21 protein-coding genes are annotated in these 24,203 nt (G+C 64.5%); 8 read left to right on the forward strand and 13 right to left on the reverse strand.

Annotated features, from left to right (window positions below; all coding sequences use genetic code 11):
• Window positions 1–4: 4 nt before the first annotated feature.
• The 3 genes from P2869_RS19270 to P2869_RS19280 all read right to left on the reverse strand — a co-directional run bounded on the left by P2869_RS19270 (window position 5) and on the right by P2869_RS19280 (window position 1,979).
• On the reverse strand, window positions 5–364 hold the full coding sequence (locus P2869_RS19270) for a hypothetical protein (RefSeq protein WP_126876026.1): 360 nt from the start codon (window positions 362–364) through the stop codon (window positions 5–7).
• A 113-nt stretch (window positions 365–477) separates the two neighbouring features.
• Window positions 478–993 carry a DNA starvation/stationary phase protection protein gene (locus P2869_RS19275; RefSeq protein WP_277599219.1) on the reverse strand — a complete coding sequence of 172 codons (516 nt, stop codon included), beginning with the start codon at window positions 991–993 and terminating at the stop codon, window positions 478–480.
• Window positions 994–1,064: 71 nt separating this feature from the next.
• Window positions 1,065–1,979 carry a bestrophin family ion channel gene (locus tag P2869_RS19280; protein WP_126876024.1) on the reverse strand — a complete coding sequence of 305 codons (915 nt, stop codon included), beginning with the start codon at window positions 1,977–1,979 and terminating at the stop codon, window positions 1,065–1,067.
• A 357-nt stretch (window positions 1,980–2,336) separates the two neighbouring features.
• On the opposite strand from P2869_RS19280, the gene P2869_RS19285 reads away from it, so the two are divergent.
• The 4 genes from P2869_RS19285 (at window position 2,337) to P2869_RS19300 (ending at window position 6,265) form a co-directional block, all read left to right on the forward strand.
• Window positions 2,337–3,158 (forward strand): alpha/beta hydrolase, encoded by an 822-nt coding sequence (locus P2869_RS19285; protein ID WP_126876023.1) that lies wholly within the window; start codon window positions 2,337–2,339, stop codon window positions 3,156–3,158.
• 178 nt (window positions 3,159–3,336) lie between these two features.
• Window positions 3,337–3,723, forward strand: coding sequence for a response regulator (locus P2869_RS19290; protein WP_126876022.1), 387 nt, complete (start codon window positions 3,337–3,339; stop codon window positions 3,721–3,723).
• 54 nt (window positions 3,724–3,777) lie between these two features.
• The gene (locus P2869_RS19295) at window positions 3,778–5,601 is read left to right on the forward strand and encodes a PAS domain S-box protein (RefSeq protein ID WP_277599220.1); all 1,824 of its coding nucleotides are present in this window, start codon (window positions 3,778–3,780) and stop codon (window positions 5,599–5,601) included.
• Entirely contained in the window at window positions 5,591–6,265 is a 675-nt protein-coding gene (locus P2869_RS19300) for a response regulator (protein ID WP_126876021.1), read from the forward strand. The genes P2869_RS19295 and P2869_RS19300 overlap by 11 nt, the downstream gene beginning before the upstream one ends.
• Before the next feature lie 81 nt (window positions 6,266–6,346).
• Here the strand turns inward: P2869_RS19300 and P2869_RS19305 are convergent, their stop codons facing one another.
• From P2869_RS19305 to P2869_RS19320, 4 genes are all read right to left on the reverse strand, one after another.
• Entirely contained in the window at window positions 6,347–7,003 is a 657-nt protein-coding gene (locus P2869_RS19305; RefSeq protein ID WP_277599221.1) for a response regulator, read from the reverse strand.
• Window positions 7,000–7,803 carry an ATP-binding protein gene (locus P2869_RS19310; RefSeq protein WP_277599222.1) on the reverse strand — a complete coding sequence of 268 codons (804 nt, stop codon included), beginning with the start codon at window positions 7,801–7,803 and terminating at the stop codon, window positions 7,000–7,002. Before P2869_RS19310 ends, P2869_RS19305 begins: the two co-directional genes overlap by 4 nt.
• Window positions 7,804–7,819: 16 nt before the next feature.
• Window positions 7,820–8,806, reverse strand: a complete 987-nt coding sequence (locus tag P2869_RS19315) for an alpha/beta hydrolase (RefSeq protein WP_240658749.1) — start codon at window positions 8,804–8,806, stop codon at window positions 7,820–7,822.
• Between the two features lie 140 nt (window positions 8,807–8,946).
• Complete coding sequence (locus P2869_RS19320; protein WP_277599223.1) at window positions 8,947–11,742, reverse strand: LuxR family transcriptional regulator; 2,796 nt, start codon at window positions 11,740–11,742, stop codon at window positions 8,947–8,949.
• Window positions 11,743–12,182: 440 nt separating this feature from the next.
• Here P2869_RS19320 and P2869_RS19325 point away from each other — a divergent pair, with 440 nt between their 5' ends.
• From P2869_RS19325 to P2869_RS19340, 4 genes are all read left to right on the forward strand, one after another.
• Window positions 12,183–14,327 (forward strand): hydantoinase/oxoprolinase family protein, encoded by a 2,145-nt coding sequence (locus tag P2869_RS19325; RefSeq protein ID WP_277599897.1) that lies wholly within the window; start codon window positions 12,183–12,185, stop codon window positions 14,325–14,327.
• Window positions 14,328–14,338: 11 nt separating this feature from the next.
• Entirely contained in the window at window positions 14,339–16,663 is a 2,325-nt protein-coding gene (locus tag P2869_RS19330; protein WP_277599224.1) for a hydantoinase B/oxoprolinase family protein, read from the forward strand.
• 41 nt (window positions 16,664–16,704) lie between these two features.
• Window positions 16,705–17,211 carry an acetone carboxylase subunit gamma gene (locus P2869_RS19335; protein WP_017773431.1) on the forward strand — a complete coding sequence of 169 codons (507 nt, stop codon included), beginning with the start codon at window positions 16,705–16,707 and terminating at the stop codon, window positions 17,209–17,211.
• Window positions 17,212–17,573: 362 nt separating this feature from the next.
• A complete protein-coding gene (locus P2869_RS19340) occupies window positions 17,574–19,601 on the forward strand; it encodes a sigma 54-interacting transcriptional regulator (protein ID WP_277599225.1) in 2,028 nt (675 codons plus the stop codon).
• 160 nt (window positions 19,602–19,761) lie between these two features.
• Here the strand turns inward: P2869_RS19340 and P2869_RS19345 are convergent, their stop codons facing one another.
• Genes P2869_RS19345 through P2869_RS19370 form a run of 6 tightly spaced genes read right to left on the reverse strand, consistent with a single transcriptional unit; the run spans window position 19,762 to window position 24,201 of the window.
• A complete protein-coding gene (locus P2869_RS19345; RefSeq protein ID WP_277599226.1) occupies window positions 19,762–20,238 on the reverse strand; it encodes a hypothetical protein in 477 nt (158 codons plus the stop codon).
• On the reverse strand, window positions 20,235–20,561 hold the full coding sequence (locus tag P2869_RS19350) for a (2Fe-2S) ferredoxin domain-containing protein (RefSeq protein ID WP_017773435.1): 327 nt from the start codon (window positions 20,559–20,561) through the stop codon (window positions 20,235–20,237). Before P2869_RS19350 ends, P2869_RS19345 begins: the two co-directional genes overlap by 4 nt.
• A gap of 11 nt (window positions 20,562–20,572) precedes the next feature.
• The gene (locus P2869_RS19355) at window positions 20,573–20,872 is read right to left on the reverse strand and encodes a ferredoxin family protein (protein ID WP_017773436.1); all 300 of its coding nucleotides are present in this window, start codon (window positions 20,870–20,872) and stop codon (window positions 20,573–20,575) included.
• Entirely contained in the window at window positions 20,869–22,179 is a 1,311-nt protein-coding gene (locus P2869_RS19360; RefSeq protein ID WP_277599227.1) for an FAD-dependent monooxygenase, read from the reverse strand. The genes P2869_RS19355 and P2869_RS19360 overlap by 4 nt, the downstream gene beginning before the upstream one ends.
• 49 nt (window positions 22,180–22,228) lie before the next feature.
• Window positions 22,229–23,356, reverse strand: coding sequence for an electron transfer flavoprotein subunit alpha/FixB family protein (locus P2869_RS19365; RefSeq protein WP_277599228.1), 1,128 nt, complete (start codon window positions 23,354–23,356; stop codon window positions 22,229–22,231).
• Window positions 23,353–24,201: an electron transfer flavoprotein subunit beta/FixA family protein gene (locus tag P2869_RS19370; protein WP_017773439.1), complete on the reverse strand. Its 849-nt coding sequence runs from the start codon at window positions 24,199–24,201 to the stop codon at window positions 23,353–23,355. The genes P2869_RS19365 and P2869_RS19370 overlap by 4 nt, the downstream gene beginning before the upstream one ends.
• Window positions 24,202–24,203 lie beyond the last annotated feature (2 nt).

A 24,203-nucleotide genomic window follows, 5' to 3' on the forward strand; every position in this document is an offset into this window, starting at 1 on the left:
TCGCTCAGGTCCAGTGTTTCGAGTCGGTAATCGACTGCCGGTAGCCCGGAGCGAGACCGAACGGGCGAGGCGCCGCGCGCGGGCGCAGCGCGTTCTTCGAGTCGGTCAATCGCGTCGCATTCGCCGCGGACGCGGGCGTTCCCTGACGACGCGCAGCATGTGCGGCTTGCGGTGCGTTTAGCGTTTCCAGCGCGTCCGGGGCGTCGCTTGCCATGCGTTCCAGCGGCAGCTGCATGTCGGCGCCGACGGACATGACCGCGTCGACGAACGCGGGCAACCCGACGACATGGGTCACGCCCGCGGTCACCGCTGCCAGCGCGATCAGGCGAAACGGCTTCACGGATCTCACGGCGATCGGCTTCATGGGTAACACTCCGTGCGACACGAATCGCCAACCCGTCTGCCGGCGCCGCAGGGCCGCCGAAGCCGCCGGTGCATGCCGGCGTGGGACGAGCGTTCGAAAGTTGGCTGCTTGCGTTAGCGGCTTGCTTCGGCGAGAAACCAGGCGCGCCGCTGCGCCTCGTCGATCCAGTTCTCGATCAGGCTCGCCGTCGCGACATCCCGGTGGCGTTCGCACACTTCATGTGCGGCCAGCATGAAGGCGGCAAGCTGGAGGTTGTCGTGGCGCAGCTCGCTAAGCATTGCTTCGGGGCTCAGGTGGGTCGCGTCGTTGTCGTCGATGCGCTGACGTCGCGCCACGTCGCCGATCGAACGCAGCGTCGTGCCGCCAATCTTGCGCACGCGCTCGGCGATGTCGTCGGCAATGGCGAAGATCTGTGCGCCTTGCTCGTCGAGCATCAGGTGGTAGTCGCGAAAATGCGAACCCAGCATGTGCCAGTGAAAGTTCTTCGTTTTCAGATAGAGCGCGAACACGTCGGCGAGCAGCGGGTTCAGTGCATCGGAGATTTCGCCGATGGCGCGCTCGTCGAAGCCGGCGGGCAATCGCGTGTCGGCGGCGTGAGTGGCGTGCGTGGCATGTGTGGCGTCTGACATGGTGAGACTCCTTTCGATGAATGTGGATGACGGGGCGCGCGGGGTGCCCGCCATGCAGGGCGCGGCGGCGGTCAGGTCAGCTCATAGCCGTCGCGGGTGGGAAGGGGAGGCGGTAGGGGCGCGCCGCACATTTCGAGCAGTGTTCGCTCGATGTGCCGGACGATCGAGTCGAGCGCAAGGCTGTTCTGCGTCGTGCCGAACGGCTGGGACATCTCCGCCGCGATGGCTTCCAGCGCGAGCAGCGTGTACGAAAGAAACACCGACATGAGCGGCGTAAAGATGCCGACGGAATTGACGAGCCCGAATGGCAGCAGCAGGCAGTACGTGTAGACCGTGCGATGAACAAGCACGGCGTACGGAAACGGCATGGGCGTCGACGCGATGCGTTCGCATCCGCCCGCCACGGCGTGCAGCTCGTCGATGTGCTGGTTCCAGACGTATAGCGACGTGTCGCGCACGTCGTTGGTCGTCGCGAGCGCGGCAATGCGACCGCGCATCTCGTGGAGTATCTCCGCGGCGGGGTAGGCCTTCGTCGTGGCGGTGGTAGCCACCGGCAGCGAGTCCGCGCGTTGCCCGCCCTCGACGGGCACGGGGCGCAACTGCGACTTCAGCGCATGCGAGAACGCGATGATGCGCTTCACGAGTTCGATCCTGTCTTCGTGGGAGACGGCGGGCGCGAAGCACAGCAGGTGCGACGCGAATGCACGCGATGCGACGAGTGCCTGGCCCCACAGCGCCCGCGCCTCCACGTAGCATTGGTAGCTCGCGTTGTTGCGAAACGCGAGAAAGATCGCAAGCGTCAGCCCGATCAGCGTAAACGGCGTGGTGTCGGGCAGGATTTTTTCGCCAAAGATCGTGCCGTTGCTGAAGAGCGCGAACAACGCGACGAGCAGCAGCAGGGCGAGCTGCGGAATGATCGTGCGAAGGACTGAGCCCTTCCAGACGAAAAGCATGCGAAGCCAGTTTTCATGGTTTCTGACTATCATTTCGTGGGGCGCCGACGTCGCGGTAAGAGATGAGCAGCAAGGGCCGAGCGGCAAAATCGTGAGCCGATCTTGACGGCTCACGCGCCGCGCGGCTTTCGAATTCGCCCGCCGTGCAGACAATTCGCACGGCGGCCGGCGGCAGGTGCCACGAAGCAGCGAAGACTGGGCGCTGTGACCGTGCAGAACAGAAAACGCCGGTTCGGATTGAAAAGGTTTGCGCCTGTGCGCTTCGATACTGATGCCGGTGCGCGACCAGGCTGCCTGCAAAACACGAGCGGGACGGGCGTCGCGCGAATCGCCGTTTGCGGCCTGCCTCGTGCAGCGCTGCGAAAGCGGCATCGACCGGGAGCATGAACGATGGCAACGCTTGTATTGAAGGACGGCGCGGAACTCTTCTACAAAGACTGGGGCAGCGGGCGCCCCGTCGTGTTCTCGCACGGCTGGCCGCTGAACGCCGACGCGTGGGATGCGCAGATGATGTATCTCGCCGCGCGCGGTTATCGGGTGATCGCGCACGACCGCCGCGGCCACGGGCGCTCCAGCCAGCCGTGGGCGGGCAACGAGATGAACCGTTACGCCGACGACCTGGCCGAATTGATCGACTGCCTCGATCTGAAGGACGCGGTGCTGGTCGGGCACTCCACGGGCGGCGGCGAGGTGGCCCGCTACATCGGCCGGCACGGCACGGGCCGCGTCGCGAAGGCGGTGCTGATCGCAGCCGTTCCGCCGCTCATGCTGAAGACGCCCGCCAATCCCGGCGGCTTGCCGCTATCCGTCTTCGACGACATTCGCAAGAACGTCATGCAAAACCGCTCGCAATTCTTCAAAGACCTGGCCACGCCGTTCTACGGCTTCAACCGGGCAGGCGCGAGCCCGTCGCAGGGCACGGTGGATGCGTTCTGGTACGCGGGCATGCAATGCTCGATCAAGGGCGCGTACGACTGCATCAAGGCATTCTCGGAAACCGACTTCACCGACGACCTGAAGAAGATGAACGTAGCCACGCTCGTTTTGCAGGGCGACGACGACCAGATCGTTCCGATCGACGATTCCGGCCGGCTTTCGGTCGAGATCGTTCCCGATGGCCGTCTGAAGGTCTATCCGGGCGCGCCGCACGGTATGTGCACGACGCACGCCGACCAGGTGAACGCCGACCTGCTCGCGTTCATCGAGGCTTGACGGGCGGCAGAGCAAAGGCGCTTGCATTCGCGAACCGGCCGGCGACGACTTTTTCCGCGATGCAACCGCTCCTATACCTACATATGATTTTCGCGGCCGGGCGTTTTCATTAAGATCCGTTCGACGTAGCGGGCAGTCCCGCCCGCTCACAGTGTCATTTCGGCCGAGGACCCGTCGTTTGCACATGAATCTGATCGTTTCGATTATCGACGACGACGAGTCGGTGCGCGTCGCGACATCGAGCCTCGTGCGCTCGCTCGGCTGGGGCGCGAGGCTCTACGCATCCGCCGAGCAGTTCCTCGCGAGCGACGAGGTGGACGGCGTGACCTGCATCATCTCCGACGTGCAGATGCCCGGCATTTCGGGGCTGGAGATGTATCGGCGTCTTCTCGACAGCGGCGTCCGGCTGCCTGTCATTTTCATTTCGGCCTTCGCGTCGGACCTCGTGCGCCGGCAAGCCCTCGACATCGGCGCGCTGTGCGTGCTGAGCAAGCCTGTCGATGCCGCCGAGGTTTCGCGTCATCTGGAAACGGTGAAGGCCGGTGGCGCGAATGCGGCTCGTTAAACGCGCCGGCGCGCCGTTTTTCTCTTTCTCGGGGCGGCATGCCGCCGGATGGCGATGGCGTTGAATCCAGGATCGACCAGACTCTGGCGGGAGAACGCGGGCTTGCCGTATGCCGTTGCGGGCGCTGTTGCGCTGACCGTTTTTACGATCGACGCGTTCACGTCGCTCGATATCGCGATTGCTGTGCTGTACGTAGTCGTCGTGCTGCTGGTGGCCTCCGCCGGATCGCGCCGGACCACCGCCGCCGTTGCATACGGCTGCGTGGCGCTGACGCTGATCGCGTTTGCGCTGTCACACGACGAACACTATTCGGGCGGCGCGGTGGCGCGCTGCGCGGTCAGCGTGCTCGCCATCGTGATAACGGCAATGCTCGCGCTGCGCGATCAGGCCAATACGGCGATCCTGCGCGAACGGCTCGAACTGCTCGATCTCACGCACGATGCCATCGTCGTGTACGACATGAACGACCGGATCACGTTCTGGAATCAGGGCGCGGAAAAACTCTACGGCTGGACGGCCGCGCAGGCCATCGGCCAGCCCATTCACGAACTGACGCAAACGCACGCCACCAGCTCGCTCGAAGACATTCGCCGCGAAGTACTGCGCTCCGGGGCATGGCATGGCGAGGTGCAGCGCGTGCGCAAAGACGGCGAGATCGTGATGATCTCCAGCCGATGGGCGCTGTGGCGCGACCTGCGCGGCCAGCCCATCGCCATTCTGGCCACCAACAACGACATCACTGACCGCAAGCAGGTGGAGCACGCGCTGCGGCGCAGCGAGGCCTTTCTCTCGGACGCGCAGCGTCTCAGCCACACGGGCAGCATTGCCACGCGTCTCGCCGACGGGGCCATGTGGTGGTCGGAAGAAACGTACCGGATTGTCGAACTCCCCGTTGACGTGGCGCCCGGCATCGACCAGATCGTGGCGCGCGTTCATCCCGACGACGTGGCTGCCGTGGGCGAGGCGCAGCACCGCGTGATGACGGGCGAGCCGTACGTCGATATCCAGTTTCGTCTGCTGATGCCCGATGCCCGTGTGAAGCACGTCCACTATGTCGCGCATCTGGTGGCTCAGCAGGCCGAAGCCGAATATGTCGGCGCGCTGATGGACATTACCGAGCGTGTTGTCGCGCAGGACGCGCTCGAACGTTCGATGGCCGAGCTTGCGCATGCCACGCGGGTGACGATGCTGGGCGAACTGGCCGCCTCGATTGCGCACGAAGTGACGCAGCCGCTTGCAGCCATCGTGACGGCGGGCGACGCGGCGTTGCGCTGGCTCGACCGCCCGCAGCCCGATGTGGCGGAAGCTCGGCAATCCATCGAGCAGATGATTCGCGACGCGAAGCGCTCGACCGACGTGATTCGCCGCATCCGCGGTATGGCGCGCAAACGCGCGCCGGACGAGGCGGTGCTCGATCTGAATATGGTTGTGAGAGAATCGCTCGACCTCGTTCGGCGCGAGCTGGAGAGCCAGAAGATCGACGTCGAAACTGACTATTCGGGCTCACCCCAGCGCGTACGCGGCGACCGCGTGCAGTTGCAGCAGGTGGTCGTCAATCTCATGCTGAACGCGGTGCAGGCTATGTCGGGCGTCAAGCCCGGCGCGCGCCGCCTGCTGATCCGCACGCGTGCATTCGACCATCGCCACGCACAAGTGGTCGTGGAAGACACCGGCACGGGAATTCGCGAGGCGGATTTCGATCGGCTCTTCAGCGCGTTCTTCACGACGAAAGAGGACGGCATGGGCATGGGACTCTCGATTTGCCGGTCCATCGTGGAAGCCCATGGCGGCCGTATCTGGGCCGAGTTCCGCGAGCATCCGGGTGCGGTCATGCAGTTCGTGTTGCCACTCGACGAGGAAATGTGTCATGAGCACTGACGCGGAAGATCCAGCCGGGCAATCCATCGTCTATGTCGTCGACGACGACGAGTCGATGCGAACGGCGGTCGACATGCTGCTTCGGTCGGTGGGATTGCGCGTGGAGGCGTTTGCGTCGGCGCAGGAATTTCTCGCGTTCGACAAACCGGACGTGCCGAGCTGCCTCATTCTCGACGTGCGCCTGAAAGGCCAGAGCGGTCTCGCGGTTCAGGAGCAGATCGCGGCTGCGGACCTGCATCTGCCGGTCATTTTCATGACCGCGTATGGCGACATCGCGATGTCGGTGAAGGCGATGAAGGCGGGCGCAATGGATTTTCTCGCCAAGCCGTTTCGCGAGCAGGACATGCTGGACGCCGTGACCGCTGCGCTTGCGCGGGACGAGCAGTGGAGAAGCGAGCACCGGTCGCTTGCAGAGCTTCGTCGCCGTTACGCGACGTTGTCGGCACGCGAACGCGAAGTGATGGCCTTCGTGGCGAGCGGTCTGATGAACAAGCAGATTGCAGCTGAAATGAACCTGAGCGAAATCACCGTGAAGATTCACCGCGGCCAGGCCATGAGGAAGATGGAATCGCGTTCATTGGCCGACTTCGTACGCAAGGCAGAGGCACTGGGCATCAATCAGCCGGGGGAAGCCGCTGCGGCGGCGAAGGTTCGGAGCAGTTGAATCTGCTTGTCGCATGATGGCGGTTGCCTTCAGCGAGACTCGCTCGTTGGCGCGTATTCAGTCGCACATTCAACCGCGCCTTCAACCATTCTCCGCCTGCCGCCTCTCGCGATCGACGAGGCCCAGCGCGTCGGCCTTCAGCACGAAATCGGCGAGCGACGGCGACTTCATTTTCCTCATCGCCTGGCCGCGATGCAGTTTCACCGTGATCTCGCTCAGATTCAATTCGTCTGCGATCTGCCTGTTCAGCAAGCCGTTCGCCACCATCGTCATGATGGTGCGCTCCCGCGGCGTCAGCAGTTCGTAGCATGCGCGCAGGATGGCCGCGGACCGTTCGGCGGCGCGCCGCTTGCGGTCGGTCTCCAGCGCGCGGGTGACCGCATCGATCATGTCCTGAGCCCGGAACGGTTTCGTCAAGAAGTCGATGGCTCCCGCCTTCATGGCCTCAACCGACATGGCAATGTCGCCATGCGCCGTCATCAGGATTACGGGAAGGCGCAGTCTGTGCGCAATCTGCCGCTGCACCGCCAGTCCGCTTTGCCCCCTGAGCCGAACGTCGAGCACGACGCAGCCCGGTACGTCGGGCAACTCGAGCGCGAGGAACGCTTGCGCCGTGGCGAACAGCCTCACGTTCAAACCCACCGAGTCGAGCAGCGATTCGACGGCCTGACGCATCGCGCTGTCGTCGTCTATCACGAAGACGGTCGGCTCGTTCGCGCCGCCTGGCGTTCCCGTCATGCCGTGCTCCGTCTGTCGAATCCGCAAGGCATGGCGCTTGCCGCGGGCACGCTGAATTCCACGGTGGCGCCAGGCCCGTCATTGTTCTTCATCGAAATTTCGCCCCCCAGCGATTGAATGATGGTTCGGCAGATCGACAACCCCAGACCCAGGCCGTCGGGCTTCGTTGTAAAGAACGGCTCGAAAAGCCTCTCCGCGTTTTCGGCGTGGATGCCTGATCCCGAATCGCGCACGGCGACGACGTGGCCGCGATGGTCGCAGCGCGATTCGATGACAAGCTCGCGTGCGGGACCGGCCGCCCGATCCATTGCCTGAATGCCGTTCATCACGAGATTCACGATCACCTGCGCAAGCTGGATACGGTCGCCCAGGGCCGGGCCCAAGTCGGGATCGAGCTTTGTCTTGAGCGTAACGTCGTGATTCAGGAGTTCGCGCCGCACGAGCGGGACGACGTCTTCGACGACGTCGTTGATGAAGAGCGGCGTGACGTGCGGCGGCGTGCGCATGGTCAGCGCGCGCAGGTGCCGGATGATTTCGGCGGCGCGCTGGCATTCGGCCGTAATACGCTGCAGACACGACAACGTGTTGCCGATGTCGGGCGAATCCCTGCCCAGCCAGTTCAGCGCCGCGGCGCTTTCTGCGCCGATTGCAGCAAGCGGCTGCCCCAGTTCGTGCGCAACCATGGCGGCCATCTCGCCACAGGTCGTGACGCGCGCCGCCTTGCACGGCGACCCGCTGTTTCGTCTGCGGTTGACGATACCGGCAATCGTCACCGGGAGCATGGCGAGCAGGCCCTTCATGGCTGGACAGACCCGCTCAGGGCGCGAGATGCGCCTTGATCTGCGCCGACATCTGGTGGATGGCGGCCTGCGGCTCCGGGTCGCTTTGAATGCCGTTCAACAGGACGAAGTCGTGAATCATCCCGTTGTAGCGCGTAGCGATCACCGAAACGCCGGCCTCCTTGAGCTTGCGGGCGTAGGCCTCGCCTTCGTCGCGCAACGGGTCGTTTTCCGCGGTGATGACGAGCGCGGGCGGAAGTCCGCGCAACTGCTGCAGGCTCGCGCGCAGCGGCGAGACATACGGGTTGTTGCGCTCGGCGGCGCCCGGTGCGTACAGATCCCAGCCGTACTTCATGAACGCGCGGGCAAGGAACCGCCCGGTTCCGTATTCGTGGTAGGACGCGGTGTCCACGCTCGCGTCCGTCGCGGGGATCATCAGCACCTGATAGCTGATCTTCGGGCCGCCGCGGTCTTTGGCCATGAGCGTGAGCGCCGCGGTCATGTTGCCGCCCACGGAATTGCCCGCCACGGCAATGCGGCTGCCGTCCGCGCCGAATTCTTCGGCATGGGCCGCTACCCACTTCAGTACGGCATAGGACTGATCGAGTTGGGTAGGAAAGCGCGCCGCAGGCAAGGAGGTGTATTCGACGAATACGCCGATCTGCCCGGAGTTGACCACCAGGTCCCGCAACAGACGCTGATGGTTCTGGAAGTTGCCGACGATCCACACGCCGCCGTGGATGAACAGCAGCACGCCCGGCTTACCGGCCACCTGCTCCGGCTTCATGATGTAGATCTTCACGGTTTGACCATCCTGCGTGATGGTCTGTTCGGTTGTGCTCACCCCGGACATATCGACCGGCGTCTTGTTCTGCAGCGCGGTCAGGATGTCCTGCGGCTTCGGCTGAGGGAGTTCCCAGAACGGGCTCGTGTCCTTGTTGATGTCCCGCAGAAAGGCGCGAACCTGTGGGTCGATCCGGGGGTCGGTGGCTGCGTCCGGCGCCGCAAAGGCGGTTTGCGTCATGAGGGCTGCTCCGAGGGTCAGTGCTGCGAGTGAGAACACGAGCTTCATGGTCATAAGTCTCCGGGTTGGAGTGACCTAGTGTGCTCGGCGCAGCCGACCCTCGCTTCTGTCAAATGACCAGTCCGATGACGGATGGGCCGTCACCCAGCCGGGTTCTCGACCTTGGCAACAATAGCGCCCAGCGAAGACCGTGACGTGATTCCGGTCTTCGCAAAAATCTGGCGAAGGTGATAGCCGACAGTGCGGTGAGACAGATACAGCCTGACGCCGATCTCCTTGTTCGACAGTCCATCGGCCGCGAGTTGCGCGATGTGAAGCTCTTGCGGGGTGAGCGTCTCCCATGCGCGCTCCGTTCGCCGGCGGCTGGTTTCGCCCGAGGCGCGCAGTTCCTCGCGCGCGCGATTGCACCAAGGCGAGGCACCGAGCGCATCGAAGATGTCGCGCGCTTCTCGCAGCGGCGCTCTTGCCTTCGCCGACCTGCGCTGGCGACGCAGCCATTCGCCGTACGCGAGCAGCAGCCGTCCACGCAGGAACGGCCAGTTCTTCGCGCCCGGCCCGAGACCTTCCAGGAAGAACGGCTCGGCGTCGGCGGGCGCGGCGAGCAGCGCCTTGCCGTAATTCAACATGGTCTTGACCCACGGCACGGGCATCGGGGCCGAGATACGTTCCGCTTCTTCAATTGCGCGGCGTGCGGCGTCCGCGTTGCCGGAAAAAACGCCGGCTTCCACGAAGTCCGCGAGTCCAAAGAACTGCAGACCGGAGTTGAAGGCCGGGTCTGAAGGGATGAAAAGGCGCCGCAGGTGTTCGTATGCCTCCCAATGCCGGCCCGCTCCGATTGCCGAGATGCCGCGCGCCACCTGCAACATCGCGAGCAGGAAGCTGGCGCCTAGGGAGAGCGCGAGGCGTTCGGCCTGCGCCGCGAAGGCCTCGGATTGCTCGACGTTGCCCTGCATGCCTGCCAGCCTCGCTTTCACGATTGTGGCCGCGGCGATCCACGGCGTGCCGCCTGTCTCTTCGGCAAAGCGGACGGCTTCCTCGGCTTCGCGCATTGCGCTCGTCCAGTTGCCCACCTCCATCTCGGCCCACGCCTGCGCGAAGAGTACGCGGGCGAGGTCGCTAAGTCGCCCCTGTTCCCGCAGTGCGGCACTCGACTCCGAGAGAAAACTGACGCCAAGGTCGAAGGCGCCGATGACATTGGCCGTGCTGCCCAGAATGCGCGCAACGGCGGGGTCGCCATCTCTTGTTTCCACAAGCTGCCGCAGCCTTGCATGCAGGGCGCCGCCCAGGTGCAGGGGCTCGACGTAGGCGGAGATGGCGATCGAGCGCGGATCGGTCTGCGGCAACGCTAGCCGGCTTGCCGCAGCCAGAACCCTCGCGCCCAGTCCGTCGCTTGCACCGCTCCACCAGCAGCGTTGCGCGGCGCGCCACACCAGATTGCCCGCCAGATCTTTGGCCCCTGCGGCGTCGGCCCGAGCCGCGAAGTCGATCAGAGCCGGTATCTTCGCCGGATCGCTGATCGCGGACGGCTGACTGATCTCACGGCACCAGCCCACGCGCGCTGAGGCGAGTTGATCGGTGGTGTCCACGTCGGCCTGGCGCAGCAGACGCTCCAGCAGTTCCGGCTGGCTCAGATCGGCCGTGAGTTCGGCCGCCCGCAAGAGCCGGTCGGTCCTCGCGCTCGCCGTGCCGCTCAGACGCGCCGCGTTTTCCAGCACCTCGATCGCCATGGCCACGGCGCCGCGCCGCAGCGCGCGCGCCGCCATGCGGTCGTAGTCTTCGGCGAGTGCGTCGTCGGTTCCGATGGTGGCGGCCGCACGATGCCACAGCCGACGGTCCACCTGATCCTGAATGGTCGCCGCAAGCGCCGCGTGAATCTTTTGGCGCGTGGCCAGATCTGCCGCCTGGTGCATCGCGGACCGAACGAGCGGGTGCCGGAACCGCACCTCCGTTCCGTCGATCTGGATCAGCCCGGCGGCAATAGCTGGCGACAGGGCGTCGAAGCCCGACTGCTTGCCGAGCACGGCTTCGCCCGCAGAGATGATTTCGTGGAGCGAGGTGCCGTCGTTTTCGGCGGCGACGAACAGCAGCGTTCGCGCCGCATCCGGAAGGTCGGACAAACGGCTCGAAAAGGCGCGCTCCAGGCGCTCTGTCAGCGGCAGCCAGGGCGCGTCCTGGAGCGGCCCGGCGCGTTCGCCGTGAGGCAGTTCCAGCAAAGCCAGCGGATTGCCCGCCGCCTCCTGGAGAAAACGGCTGCGCAGGTCGGCCGGAAGGTGCGGGGCATGGCTGTCCAGCAGCCGCTCCGCATCGGCTTCGTTCAGTCCTGAAAGCCGCAGCCGCAGCGTGGATGCATCCCCAAAGGAACGGTTGAAGTCGTCGCGCATGGCCACGAGCAGAACGACGGAGTCCGCACTCAATCGGCGCGAGATGAAGGCCAGCACGTCATAGGTTTCCTGATCCAGCCATTGCACGTCGTCCGCAACAAGCAGCACGGGCTTGCTGGTGGCGGTCAGCAGCGTCAGCGTTGCGAGCGCCACGAGGAAGATGTCCGGCGGCCCCACGTCGTCGCAGACGCCGAAGGCCGTGAGCAAGGCCGAGCGCTGCCGCGGCACGAGGTTCGCTGCCCGCTTCATGAGCGGGCGTAGCGCAAGTTCGAGTGCGGCGAACGGCAAATGGACTTCGGCCCGCACGCCGGTCATCGTCAGCACGGCAATGCCGCGCTCGGCCGCCCGATGTTTCGCGACTTCGAGCAGCGCGGATTTTCCGATTCCGGGCTCGCCGGTGATAACGAGCGTTGAGCCGCCCCGGTCGATCTGATCGATCAGATGATTGATCAGGGCGATATCGTGCTCCCGGCCTTCCAGCGCCAGCGGCATCAATGGCGTTTCATCCGTGCGCGTTTGCGGCGGCACGGCTGCCTTCTTGGTCGGCTTGGTCATCCCACAACCGTCGCAGAGGTGCCGCCGGGCCTATGTCGATCTGTTCTGGCGCACCGTGCCGTCTGTGGGATCGGGAGGAGCGCTATGTGATTCGTCAAATGCGGGCGTACCGGGTTGATAGCGTGCGCCGCCCAGCATGGTGAACGGCTCGCGTTGGAAATCGCGTTAGTCTACCCCGCCCGCAAAACGACCGATTTCCGGACTGCACGATTGTCCGGATTCCGTCCGTCCGACCTCCGCAACGGCGATTCACGCCTTCCGTCGAATCCGACCCACATTCGCCCAAAGCCTTGCCCTACGCGACTCGCGAGCCCGACTGCGAGCCGAACAGCGCGCGATGGCATGCCTGTTGCACAAAGCGCGTCGGCGTCGCAGATGCGGCGTGGTCGTGTCGCGGTGGCTGCCGCGACGACATGACACCAATCTTTGGAGACGAAAACATGGAAGGGCTTTCGCAAGTCCAGGTGTTGGGCATCGATGCCGGCGGCACGATGACCGATACCTTTTTCGTGCGTGCGGACGGGCGGTTTGTCGTCGGCAAGGCGCAGAGCAATCCCGAAGACGAGTCGCTCGCCATCTTCAATTCGTCGCAGGACGCGCTCGCCCACTGGCAGCGCGACGTCGATCAGGTCTACCCGGAACTCGTGACGTGCGTGTATTCCGGCACGGCCATGCTCAACCGCGTGGTGCAGCGCAAGGGGCTCGACGTGGGCTTGCTCGTGAACAAGGGCTTCGAGCACGTGCATCTGATGGGGCGCGCGATCCAGAGCTACCTCGGCTATGCGCTGGAGGAGCGCATCCACCTGAACACGCATCGCTACGACGAACCGCTCGTGCCGCTCGCGCGTACGCGCGGCGTGACGGAGCGCACCGACGTGCAGGGCGACGTCGTGATTCCGCTGCGCGAAGCGGAGGTTCGGCAGGCCACGCGCGAACTGGTGGCAGCCGGCGCGAAGGCCATCGTGATCTGCTTCCTGCAGTCTCACAAGAACGCGACGAGCGAGCGGCAGGCACGCGACATCGTGCGCGACGAACTGAAGTCGATCCGTGCGGACGTGCCGGTGTTCGCCTCGGTGGACTACTACCCGCAGCGCAAGGAAAGCCACCGCATGAACACGACGGTGCTCGAAGCTTACGCGGCCGAGCCTTCGCGGCAGACGCTCAAGAAGGTCAGCGACCGCTTCCAGAAGCACGGCGCGAAGTTCGACCTGCGCGTGATGGCCACGCACGGCGGCACGATCAGCTGGAAGGCGAAAGAGCTTGCGCGCACCATCGTTTCGGGGCCTATTGGCGGCGTGATCGGCTCGAAGCTGCTGGGCGAGGCGCTGGGTTACGACAACATCGCGTGCTCAGATATCGGCGGCACGTCGTTCGACATGGCGCTCATCACGAAGGGCAACTTCGCGATTGCTTCGGACCCGGACATGGCGCGCCTCGTTCTTTCGCTGCCGCTCGTCACGATGGACTCGGTGGGCGCGGGCGCGGGCAGCTTCGTGCGGCTCGACCCCTACAGCGGCTCCATCAAGCTCGGGCCGGACAGCGCGGGCTATCGCGTGGGCACCTGCTGGCCGGACAGCGGCCTCACCACGGTTTCGGTGTCCGACTGCCACGTCGTGCTCGGCTATCTGAACCCCGCAAACTTCCTGGGCGGTCAGATCAAGCTCGACGTCGAACGCGCACGCCAACACATCAAGACGCAGATCGCCGATCCGCTCCACCTTACCGTCGAGGACGCCGCGGCCGGCGTGATCGAGTTGCTCGATCTGCAGCTTCGCGAGTACCTGCGCTCGAACGTCAGCGCGAAAGGCTACAACCCGACCGAGTTCGTCTGCTTCTCATACGGTGGGGCCGGGCCCGTGCACACCTATGGCTACACGGAAGGGCTCGGTTTCAAGGACGTCGTCGTGCCGGCCTGGGCCGCGGGCTTCTCGGCGTTCGGCTGCGCATGCGCGGATTTCGAATATCGCTACGACAAGAGCGTGGATCTTGCGCTGCCCCAGGCGGCCTCCGATGCCGACAAGGCCGAGGCCGCGCAGACCATCCAGAAGGCGTGGGCCGAACTCACGGCGAAAGTGATCGAGGAATTCCGCATCAACGGCTTCAGCGAGAAAGACGTGATTCTGCGGCCCGGCTTTCGCATGCAGTACATGGGCCAGCTCAACGACCTGGAGATCGAGTCGCCCATCGCGAGCGCGGCTACCGCGCAGGACTGGGACCGTATCGTGACCGCGTTCGAAGACACCTACGGACGCGTCTACGCCAGCTCGGCGCGCTCTCCCGAACTGGGCTTTTCGGTGACGGGCGCAATCATGCGCGGCATGGTGCTCACGCAAAAACCGGTGCTGCCCGAGGACGCGTCGGGCGGTCCCACGCCGCCGCAGGCCGCGCGCGTCGGCACGCGCAAGCTCTATCGCCACAAGCAGTGGCACGACGCAGTGGTCTGGCGCATGGAGGCGCTCAAGCCGGACAACGAGATCGTGGGCCCCGCGATCATCGAATCGGATGCCACCACCTTCGTGGTTCCGAAGGGTTTCGCGACCACGCTCGACAAGCATCGCCTCTTCCATCTCAGAGAAGTCCGGTAAGGAGACACACCATGAATATGATGTCCAACCAGGAAGTCGGCTTCGCCGATCTTCTCAAGAACGGTCAGACGCTCAAGCAGTTCCGCGACGGCATTCTGGAGCGCACCGCGCAATCTGGCCACTACAACGGTCTCACCAGGCTCGAACTCAGGGAGAGCGACCCCATTCGCTACGAGAAGATGTTTTCGAAGCTGCGCGGCGGCCTCGTGCACGCACGCGAGACGGCGAAGAAGATCGCAGCGAGCCCGATCGTCGAGCAGGAAGGCGAGCTGTGCTTCACGCTCTACAACGCGGCCGGCGACTGCGTGCTCACCTCCACGGGAATCATCATCCACGTCGGCACGATGGGCGCCGCGATCAAGTACATGATCGAGAACAACTGGGAGGCCAACCCCGGCATTCATCCCGGCGACATGTTCACGAACAACGACTGTTCGATCGGCAACGTGCACCCGTGCGACATCGCCACCATCGTGCCGATCTTCGCGCACGGCAAACTCGTGGGTTGGGTGGGCGGCGTCACGCACGTGATCGACACGGGCGCGGTGACGCCGGGTTCCATGTCGACGGGGCAGGTGCAGCGCTTCGGCGACGGCTACATGATCACGTGCCGCAAGACGGGCGTGAACGACACGCCGCTGCGCGACTGGCTGCATGAGAGTCAGCGTTCCGTGCGCACGCCGAAATACTGGATTCTCGACGAGCGCACGCGCATTGCAGGCTGCCACATGATTCGCGACCTGATCGAAGAGGTGATCGAGGACGAAGGCATCGAGGCCTACGAGAAATTCGCCTACGAGGTGATTGAAGAAGGGCGCCGTGGTTTGCAGACGCGCATCAAGGCCATGACGCTGCCCGGCAAGTACCGCAAGGTCGCGTTTGTGGACGTGCCGTACAACCATCCCGACGTACAGACCTCGTCGGCCTTCGCGAAGCTCGACTCCATCATGCATTCGCCCGTGGAAATGGAGATCCGGCGCGACGCCACCTGGCGGCTCGACTTCGAAGGCGCGAGCCGTTGGGGCTGGCACTCGTATAACGCGCACCAGGTCGCATTCACGAGCGGTATCTGGGTGATGATGACGCAAACCCTCGTGCCGACGCAGCGCATCAACGACGGCGCGTACTTCGGCACCGAATTCCATTTGCCGAAGGGCGCATGGATGAATCCCGACGACCGCCGCACGGGCCACGCGTATGCCTGGCACTTCCTGGTCTCGGGCTGGAGTGCGCTGTGGCGCGGCCTCTCGCAAGCCTATTTCAGCCGTGGCTATCTCGAAGAGGTCAACGCGGGCAACGCGAACACGTCCAACTGGTTGCAAGGCGGCGGCATCAATCAGGACGGCGACATTCACGCGGTGAACAGTTTCGAGGCGTCGTCGTGCGGCACCGGCGCGTGCGCGATCAAGGACGGGCTCAACCATGCGGCCGCGATCTGGAATCCCGAAGGCGACATGGGGGACATCGAGATCTGGGAAATGGCGGAGCCGCTGCTCTATCTGGGCCGCAACGTGAAGGCCAATTCGGGCGGCTACGGGAAGTACCGCGGCGGCTGCGGTTTCGAGACGCTGCGCATGGTCTGGAAAGCCCAGGACTGGACGATGTTCTTCATGGGCAACGGCTACATGAACAGCGACTGGGGACTCATGGGCGGATACCCGGCGGCCACGGGCTACCGCTTCGAGGCGCATCACACGGGCCTCGACCAGCGCATTGCACAGGGCGAGAGTCTGCCGCTGGGTGGCGACACCAATCCGGACGTGCCCGACTACGAGAACCATCTGAACGCGGGCGCACGCATCAAGCGCGACCAGCAGTGCATGACGACGGAAGACTGCTACGACAACTACGACTTGTATCTGAACTACCTGCGCGGCGGGCCCGGCTTCGGCGATCCGCTCGACCGCGGCATCGAGGCGATCGAGCGCGATCTCAACAATGCGGTGCTGCTGCCCGAGTACGCGCAGAAGGTCTACGGCGCGGTCGCAACGAAGGACGCGCACGGCATCTGGCATGTCGATGCAAAGCAGACGGCGCTGCTGCGCATCGAGATTCGCAACCAGCGGCTTGCGCGTTCGCAGCCCACGCGCGAGTGGATGAAGAGCGAGCGCGAGCGCATCCTGGTCAAGCATGCCTCGACGCAGGTCAAGCACATGTTCGCGACGAGCTTCGGCCTTTCGACGAAGTTCGAAGCGCAGTTCCGCACGTTCTGGGATCTGCCCGAGTCATGGACGCTCACCGAAGACGAACTCGACGTGCCCACCTACGGCTCGAAGTTCCGCATGGATCTTTCGAAGATGCCCGACGTGAACACGGTCGTACTGGTCGAGGAATAACGCGCGGCTTGTCCTGAAAACTGTCTACGGAGAAAGTGAAGATGTCTACCTACACGAAGGAACAGATCGCGAACCTGGTCGACGGCACGCTCGACTGGGAGACGACGTTGCGCATGCTCTCGATGCCCAAGGACGGAGAGCGCTTCGAGATGTACCTCGACGCCCTGCAACGCAAGCTGGGCTGGAAAGATCGCATCATCCTGCCGCTGGGCCCGCACCTCTATATCGTTCAACAGCAGGCGTCGAAGAAGTGGGTCACGCAATGCGATTGCGGTCATGTGTTCTGCGACTACCGCGAGAACTGGAAGCTGCACGCGAGCATTTTCGTGCGGGATTCCGAAGAGGCCATGGACGAGGTCTACCCGCGCCTCATGGCGCCCGACACGCAATGGCAGGTGTATCGCGAGTACTACTGCCCCACCTGCGGCGCGATGCACGACGTCGAGGCGCCCACGCCGTGGTATCCGGTGGTTCACGACTTCGAACCCGACATCGAGGGTTTCTACGCAGAGTGGCTGAAGCTGCCGGTGCCTGAACGCGCCGATTAGTACGACGTTTGATCCGACCGGCGCGTAATGGCGTCGGGGGATTGGCGTTGGCGACGGTGCCAACCCGCCCCGCTTTCGCTCAGGCGAAGCGGGGCGTTCGTTTTTCGGACGTTCGATTTTCGAACGGTGTGCCTGTTTTCCTGCGCTATTTGTGGCCGTGAGCCCCTTGTGCAGTGCTCTGCGCGGGGAAGAAGCCTGTGTGCGCGTACCTGCCGAATTGGCGTGCACATTGCTTGTTCGAGCCGCGCATCAGAGTACGATGCGAGAGGGGTGGTCGGGCTATGGCCGCGACGCTCCACCTCAAAGAGGGCCGAAACATACGGCTACGCGATTCGCGCCATGCGAATCGCCAGGAGACACGCATGCAACATACAGGTACGCCAATGGACTGGTTTTCCAGTCCGGAGCGCGACGGCAGCATCATGTCCGCATGGGAGCATCTCGTAGGAGGGGGCGAGTGGCATTCGTCCGAGGTGCGCGGCGTGGTGGACGATTCCTGGCAACGCTGCCTTGTGGGCCGCGTCGACCCCGCGGTGGATCGTGCGCCGCCGCCCATCGGCGAAAATCAACTGAGACATTGGCTGGCCGGGAATGCGCAGCTCGTCAACGCGAGCTTGCCGCTGATGCAGCAAACGCGCGAACTGCTTGCGCAGACCGGCACCGTCATGCTGCTCGCCGACCCCGAAGGCATGATCCTTCAGCACGAAGGCGACATGCGCATCATCGACCCGGCGCGTGAAGTGGGTCTGGTGCCGGGCTGCAACTGGACCGAGCTCAATTGCGGTACCAACGCGATCGGCACCGCGCTCGCGCTGCGGCAGCCCGTGCAGATTCATGGCGCGGAACATTTCTGCGCAGGCATCAAGCGCTGGACCTGCTCGGCAACCGTCATTCGCGACCCGCTGGACGGGCAAGTGCTGGGCGTGATCGATGTATCGGGGCTCGCGGATACCTACAACCGCTATAGCCTCGCGTTGACCGTGTCGCTCGCGGGCCGCATCGAAAGCCGCATCGCGAAAGACGCGATGGAGCGCCGCCTGCGCATGCTGGACCGGTGCGCGTCGCGTTTCGGTTCGCTTGCTTCGGATGCCGTATTGATTGTCGACGAACGCGGACGTCTCGTTAAGGCCAATGCGCAGGTCGTGCCGGCGCTGCGGCGCTTCGGCTTCGACGTGCAGATCGACGCGAGTTTCACGGTGCCGGGTTTGAGCCACCTGGCCGAGGCGGGACCTTCGGCGAATGCGCCGGCGTGGCTGCATCACGCGCACGTGGAAACCTTGCGCGAAGGCGACGCGATACTCGGATTCATGATCGTGATACCGGGCAGCGAAGTCGTGCGCGGATCGGTTCCGATCGCGCGCGGCCGCGATATGCGGCCTGATTCGACCGGCGCATTCAAGCGTCTCGTGGGCGAGAGCCGCGTCTTGCGGGACGCCGTCGACAAGGCACGTCAACTCGCGCGGTCGCGGGTTCCCGTGCTGTTGCTCGGCGAAACAGGCGTGGGCAAAGAGCTTTTTGCACAAGGCATTCACCAGGCAAGCGAACGCGCGGACGGACCATTCATCGCGCTCAACTGCGGCGGGTTATCGAGAGATCTGCTCGCGAGCGAACTCTTCGGCTACGCCGAGGGAGCCTTTACCGGCGCGCGCAAGTCCGGCGCGGCGGGCAAGATCGAGGCAGCCAACGGCGGCACACTGTTTCTCGACGAAATAGGCGAGATGCCGGTGGACATACAACCGCATCTGCTGCGCGTGCTCGAAGAAAACGAAATCTACCGGCTTGGGGAAAATACGCCGCGCAAGGTGAATTTCCGCCTGGTGGCGGCGACCCATCGCAACCTCAAGGACGCGATCTCCAGCGGCACGTTCCGAATGGACCTGTTCTACCGGATCGCTGTGACGACCATTTCGATTCCGAGTCTGCGCGAGCGCACCGAGGACCTGCCGGCCCTCATTGCGTACTGGCTGGAGCGGCTGTGCCAGTCATACGGCTTGCCGGCCCGCTCGTTCGACGACGAAGCCTATGCGCGTCTGCTGGCGTACCCGTGGCCCGGCAACGTGCGCGAATTGCGCAACGCAATAGAGGGCTCGCTTTTGCTGGCGAGCGGTTCCGTCATCACGGCGGACAAGTTGCCCGCCGAAATTCGCGCGACGGCAGCGCTTGCCGGATACGTCGCGAAACAGGCAGCGGCCGCGGAGCCGGGAAGTGCCGAAGACTCGCTCAAGCTGGCGGAGGCCGAGACGATCCGCCGCGCGCTCGATCGCAATGCCGGCAATCTCACGCAAACCGCGAATCAGCTCGGCATCGCGAAAAGCACGCTGTACGAAAAGCTGCGTCGTTACGATCTGATTGCGCGGGTAAGCGACGTGCGCAGACGGGCCGCGAATTGAAGGTGCGCGCCTGGATGACCTGCAAAGCCCTGCGCCGTGCGTCGTTTGGGCTACTTCACGAACGGGAGCCGGTTGATCTGGGAATACCCGAGCGCCACGCCGAGCGTAACCGGGGGCCTTGGGGGTGTTCCGTGCGGTACTCCTTGCCCGACCCGGACAATCACGACTGCGCGAGCAACGCTTCCACCACGCCGAAGCCGATACGATCCGCCGGATCGAGCGCGCGCAGTTTCGTGACGAGGGCCAGCGCGGCGGCCCGCTCGCCGCGTCGTACGTTGATGAACGCCAGCGCCTTCAGCGTGAACAGCCAGAAACGCGCAGGTCCGGGCGTCGAAAAATCGGCGTCGCCCGGCAGTACTGCGCGCCAGTCCGTAGCCAGATGCGCCTGCAACGCCGCGGCCGCGAGCGCCTTGCTCGCGACTTCGTGCGCCGGCTCCATTTCGCCGCGGCTCGCGTGAAACTTGTAGAGCAGGTAATACGGCGGCAGGCAGCGCGGAAACGTGAGCACGGCGGTCCACAGCGCGGCGCCGGCCTCGTCGGGCGGCGCGTTGCGTGCGGTGGCGATCAGGCGCTGCACGGGCGGCGGCACCTGGCCGCCGAATAGTTCGGATGACTCAACGCCCGTGAAGATGTTCACCACACCGCCTCGGGTGCAACGAGCCGCGCCACGGGCTCGCCGCCTTCCAGATGCGACGTGAAGATTTCATCGACATCGGCGGGCGTCACGCCGCGGTACAGCACCGCTTCCGGATAGACCACCACGTTCGCACCCTGGTCGCACGGACCGAGGCAGCCGGAGTAGGTGATCGCCACCGTCTCGTAGGCGTTGCGCTTCTGCTGTTCGGCCCAGAACGCCTGAATCAGGGCAGCTGAGCCCTTGCCGCCGCCGCACGATCCGCGCGGATGCTGCGGCGGCCGGTTCTGCGTGCACACGAAGACATGCCGTTTCGGTTTGCTCATTGCCGTCGTCCTTAGCCGAACTTGAACAGGATGCCGTGCCCGCCGCGCGGGTACTCCCATTCCACGTTGTTGTGTTCCGTGCACAGGATGCGGCAGCTGCCGCATTCGAGGCACCCGTCCGTGATCAGCGTGACCGAGCCGTTGCCTTCGGCCTTGTAGCACGACGCGGGGCAGACGAAGGTGCAGCTCTTCGAGCCGCACTGGTTGGTGCAGACGTCTGCGTTCTTGATGCGGATGTGAGGCCGCCCCGCATCCACGCGATAGCGGTTCTGGAACAGCTTTTCCTCGACGTTGACGGTTACGGTGTTCACCGGAATGCCCTCCAGAGTTTGTATGCGTCCCCTACGAGCCCGGTCAGCGACCGGCTCTTGCGGAAGCTCGACATGACTTCGCGTTCCTTGCTCTTCTTGTCGACGCCGTCGACGGTAATCATCGTGCGCGCGGCACGCGCCACGAGATCGGGCCACGTCGTGAAGAACTGCGGGTTGTTGTGCAGCACGGCGGGCATGTCGCGGTACTTGCGCAGGTCTTTCATCACGAAGCTTTCGTCCAGCGCCGTCTTGTATGCCTTCAGCGTGCCCGCGCGATAGCCGTTGCCCGCGGCCTTCGCCGCGATCACCGTTTCGGCGGCGAGCCGGCCAGTCGTCATGGCGAGGTTGGAGCCTTCGCGATGCGCGGCATTCACGAACCCGCCCGAGTCGCCCACGATCATCCAGCCGTTGCCGTACACCTGCGGTACGGCATGAAAGCCGCCTTCGGGAATCAGATGCGCGCAATACTCTTTCATTTCGCCGCCCTCGATCAGCGGCGCAATGGAAGGGTGACGCTTCATCTGTTCGAGCAGCACGTAAGGGCTCGTGCGGTTGGGGTTCTTCTTGAAGTCGCCCAGCATGCAGCCCACGCCGATGGTGAGCGACTCCTTGTTGGTATAGAGAAAGCCCGTGCCCATCATGCCGTCGGTAATACGGCCCACCATTTCGATGACCACGCCTTCTTCTTCGCCCACGTTGAAGCGCTGGCGAATGGTCTCCTCAGGCATGAACAGGATTTCCTTCACGGCGAGCGCCACGTTGCCGGCCTCTATCTCGCCATGAAAGCCGGCCTTGCGCGCCAGCGTGGAATTCACGCCGTCCGCGAGAATCACTACGTCGGCGTACACGTCGCCCTGTTCGCGGTCGCATTGCACGCCCACCACCTGGTCGCCGTCCATGATCAGCTGATTGACCGTGGTTTCGCAGATCAACAGCGCGCCGGCCTCGCGCACCTTCGACGAGAACCATTTGTCGAACTGCGCGCGAATGATCGTGTAGCGGTTGTACGGCGGCTTGTTGTAGTCGTCGCTGCGCATGTGGGTGCCGACGAACGACGTGTCGTCGAGCATCCACATGCGCTGCTCGATGATGTGCCGTTCGAGCGGCGCATCGTCGCGAAAGTCGGGGATGATCTCTTCGAGCGCCTTCGCGTACAGAATCGCGCCCTGCACGTTCTTGCTGCCGGGATATTCGCCGCGCTCGATCTGCAGCACCTTGAGGCCGGCTTTCGCCATGACGTAGGCGGCGGCGTTGCCGGAAGGGCCGGCGCCCACGACGATCGCGTCGAATTGCGAAGGTTTTTTCATCGGCGTCTCCTTAGGACGTCAGCTCATGCAGTCTGCGCATGCGGCCTGCTCATGCAGCCTGCTTCCCGCGCAACGCGAGATGCTCTGCGAAAGCCTGCGTGAGCGCCGGCAGCACCTGCAATGCGTTGCCCACGATCCCGTAGTGCGCGAAGTCGAAGATGGGTGCGTTCGGGTCCGTATTGATGGCGACGATCACGTCCGAGCTTTCCATCCCCACGCGGTGCTGAATCGCGCCCGAAATGCCCGCCGCGATGTAGAGCCGAGGCCGCACCGTCTTGCCGGTCTGCCCGACCTGGCGGTCGGCCTCCACCCAGCCTGCCTGCACGCACGGCCGCGTTGCACCCACTTCGCCGCCCAGCACGCGCGCCAGTTCGAACACGAGCCGGAAGTTGTCGGGATGCTTGAGCCCCTTGCCCCCGCTCACGATCACGTCGGCATACGGCAGGTTGATCTTGTTGCTGTTCGCATCCGCAATGAAGTCGAGCAGCTTCGTCACGATCGCCGTCTCCACCATGCCCAGCGTTTCCTGCACGATCTCGCCGGTGCGTTCGGGCTGCGACGGCGGCATCGCCATCACGCGTGGGCGCACCGTGGCCATCTGCGGACGATAGGCGAGCGTCATGATCGTGCAGAGCAGCGACCCGCCGAACGTGGGCCGCGTGGCCGCGAGCGCGCGCGACGTGGGGTCGATGTTGAGCGCCGTGCAATCCGCAGTGAGGCCGGTGGCGAGCGTGGTGGCCACCGACCCCGCGAGGTCGCGGCCCATCGAGGTCGCGCCCAGCAGCAGAATTTCGGGCTGGTAGCGGTTCACGAGGTCGGTGAGGCCCTTCGTGAACGGCTCGTTGCGGTAGCCGAGCAACGCGGCGTCGTGCATCACGTAGGCCTTGTCCGCGCCATAAGCGAATGCCTCGGCGGCGAACCGTTCGAGCGGCTCGTTGGGGCCGCCCAGTATCGCGACGGACACGTTGCTGCCCAGCGTATCGGCCAGCTTGCGCGCCTCGCCCAGCAGTTCCCACGACACGCTGTGCACGTGGCCGCGGTCGTGTTCGAGGAACACCCAGACGCCCTTGTACGCCTTCAGATGCTCGGGCAGTTCGAGGTTGCGTCCCGCCGCTTTCTTCACGGGTGCGGCGGGTTTTCCGGCGGGGTTTCCAACACCAGCGGCGGGCGTATTCATGGCGCTTCCTTCGTGAGCAAGTCGGCCTCCAGCGTCGGATGGCGGGTGAAGATCTTCTGCAGCAGGTTCATGGAAACGTCGCGCAGGTTCGACACGTCGAGCACGAGCATCTCCGCCTTTTCGCTGCGCGGCGTGGGACCGAACACCTTGCTCACCACCGTGGGCGAACCCTTGAGCCCGATCTTGCTCACGTCTTCGATGCCGGCCTGCTCGCGGTTCCATTTGCGCACCGGAAAGCCGGCCGCGTGGATCATGGCGGGTAGCGTCGCGAAGCGCAGCTCGTTGGTGTTTTCGAGCATCGTCACGAGGCACGGCAGCGCGGTTTCCAGCACCTGCACGCCGCCTTCGGCGCGGCGCTCTACGCGAATGGTGCGGGCGTCCGGATTCACCTCGACGATGCGCGACACGTAGGTCAACAATTGCAGGCCTAGGCGTTTGGCGATGCCGGGGCCCACCTGCGCCGTGTCGCCGTCGATGGTCTGCTTGCCGGTGAACACCACGTCCACGGCCTGCTCTTTCGCGATCTGGCGGATGCCGGCCGCGAGCGCGTACGAGGTGGCGAGCGTGTCCGCGCCGGCGAAGGCGCGGTCGGTCACGAGTACCGCGTCGTCGGCGCCGTAGCTGATGCACTTGCGCAGCGCCTCTTCAGCCTGGGGCGGGCCCATGCAGAGCGCCGTGACCTTGCCGCCGAACTGGTCCTTCAGGCGCAGCGCTTCTTCCAGCGAAAACAGGTCGTACGGATTCACGATGGCAGGCACGCCCTGCCGCATGATGGTGTTGGTAACCGGATGGACGCGAATCTGCGCGGAATCCGGAACCTGCTTGATGCAGACGACGATGTGCATGT

Source organism: Paraburkholderia sp. SUR17, assembly GCF_029536165.1.
Taxonomy (GTDB): domain Bacteria; phylum Pseudomonadota; class Gammaproteobacteria; order Burkholderiales; family Burkholderiaceae; genus Paraburkholderia; species Paraburkholderia kururiensis.

Excerpts from the sequence above, each read along its gene's own strand:
- P2869_RS19270 (WP_126876026.1), bottom strand. The coding sequence starts at position 364 with ATGAAGCCGATCGCCGTGAGATCCGTGAAGCCGTTTCGCCTGATCGCG.
- P2869_RS19275 (WP_277599219.1), bottom strand. The coding sequence starts at position 993 with ATGTCAGACGCCACACATGCCACGCACGCCACTCACGCCGCCGACACG.
- P2869_RS19280 (WP_126876024.1), bottom strand. The coding sequence starts at position 1,979 with ATGATAGTCAGAAACCATGAAAACTGGCTTCGCATGCTTTTCGTCTGG.
- P2869_RS19285 (WP_126876023.1), top strand. The coding sequence starts at position 2,337 with ATGGCAACGCTTGTATTGAAGGACGGCGCGGAACTCTTCTACAAAGAC.
- P2869_RS19295 (WP_277599220.1), top strand. The coding sequence starts at position 3,778 with ATGGCGTTGAATCCAGGATCGACCAGACTCTGGCGGGAGAACGCGGGC.
- P2869_RS19300 (WP_126876021.1), top strand. The coding sequence starts at position 5,591 with ATGAGCACTGACGCGGAAGATCCAGCCGGGCAATCCATCGTCTATGTC.
- P2869_RS19305 (WP_277599221.1), bottom strand. The coding sequence starts at position 7,003 with ATGACGGGAACGCCAGGCGGCGCGAACGAGCCGACCGTCTTCGTGATA.
- P2869_RS19310 (WP_277599222.1), bottom strand. The coding sequence starts at position 7,803 with ATGAAGGGCCTGCTCGCCATGCTCCCGGTGACGATTGCCGGTATCGTC.
- P2869_RS19315 (WP_240658749.1), bottom strand. The coding sequence starts at position 8,806 with ATGACGCAAACCGCCTTTGCGGCGCCGGACGCAGCCACCGACCCCCGG.
- P2869_RS19320 (WP_277599223.1), bottom strand. The coding sequence starts at position 11,742 with ATGACCAAGCCGACCAAGAAGGCAGCCGTGCCGCCGCAAACGCGCACG.
- P2869_RS19325 (WP_277599897.1), top strand. The coding sequence starts at position 12,183 with ATGGAAGGGCTTTCGCAAGTCCAGGTGTTGGGCATCGATGCCGGCGGC.
- P2869_RS19330 (WP_277599224.1), top strand. The coding sequence starts at position 14,339 with ATGAATATGATGTCCAACCAGGAAGTCGGCTTCGCCGATCTTCTCAAG.
- P2869_RS19335 (WP_017773431.1), top strand. The coding sequence starts at position 16,705 with ATGTCTACCTACACGAAGGAACAGATCGCGAACCTGGTCGACGGCACG.
- P2869_RS19340 (WP_277599225.1), top strand. The coding sequence starts at position 17,574 with ATGCAACATACAGGTACGCCAATGGACTGGTTTTCCAGTCCGGAGCGC.
- P2869_RS19350 (WP_017773435.1), bottom strand. The coding sequence starts at position 20,561 with ATGAGCAAACCGAAACGGCATGTCTTCGTGTGCACGCAGAACCGGCCG.
- P2869_RS19360 (WP_277599227.1), bottom strand. The coding sequence starts at position 22,179 with ATGAAAAAACCTTCGCAATTCGACGCGATCGTCGTGGGCGCCGGCCCT.
- P2869_RS19365 (WP_277599228.1), bottom strand. The coding sequence starts at position 23,356 with ATGAATACGCCCGCCGCTGGTGTTGGAAACCCCGCCGGAAAACCCGCC.
- P2869_RS19370 (WP_017773439.1), bottom strand. The coding sequence starts at position 24,201 with ATGCACATCGTCGTCTGCATCAAGCAGGTTCCGGATTCCGCGCAGATT.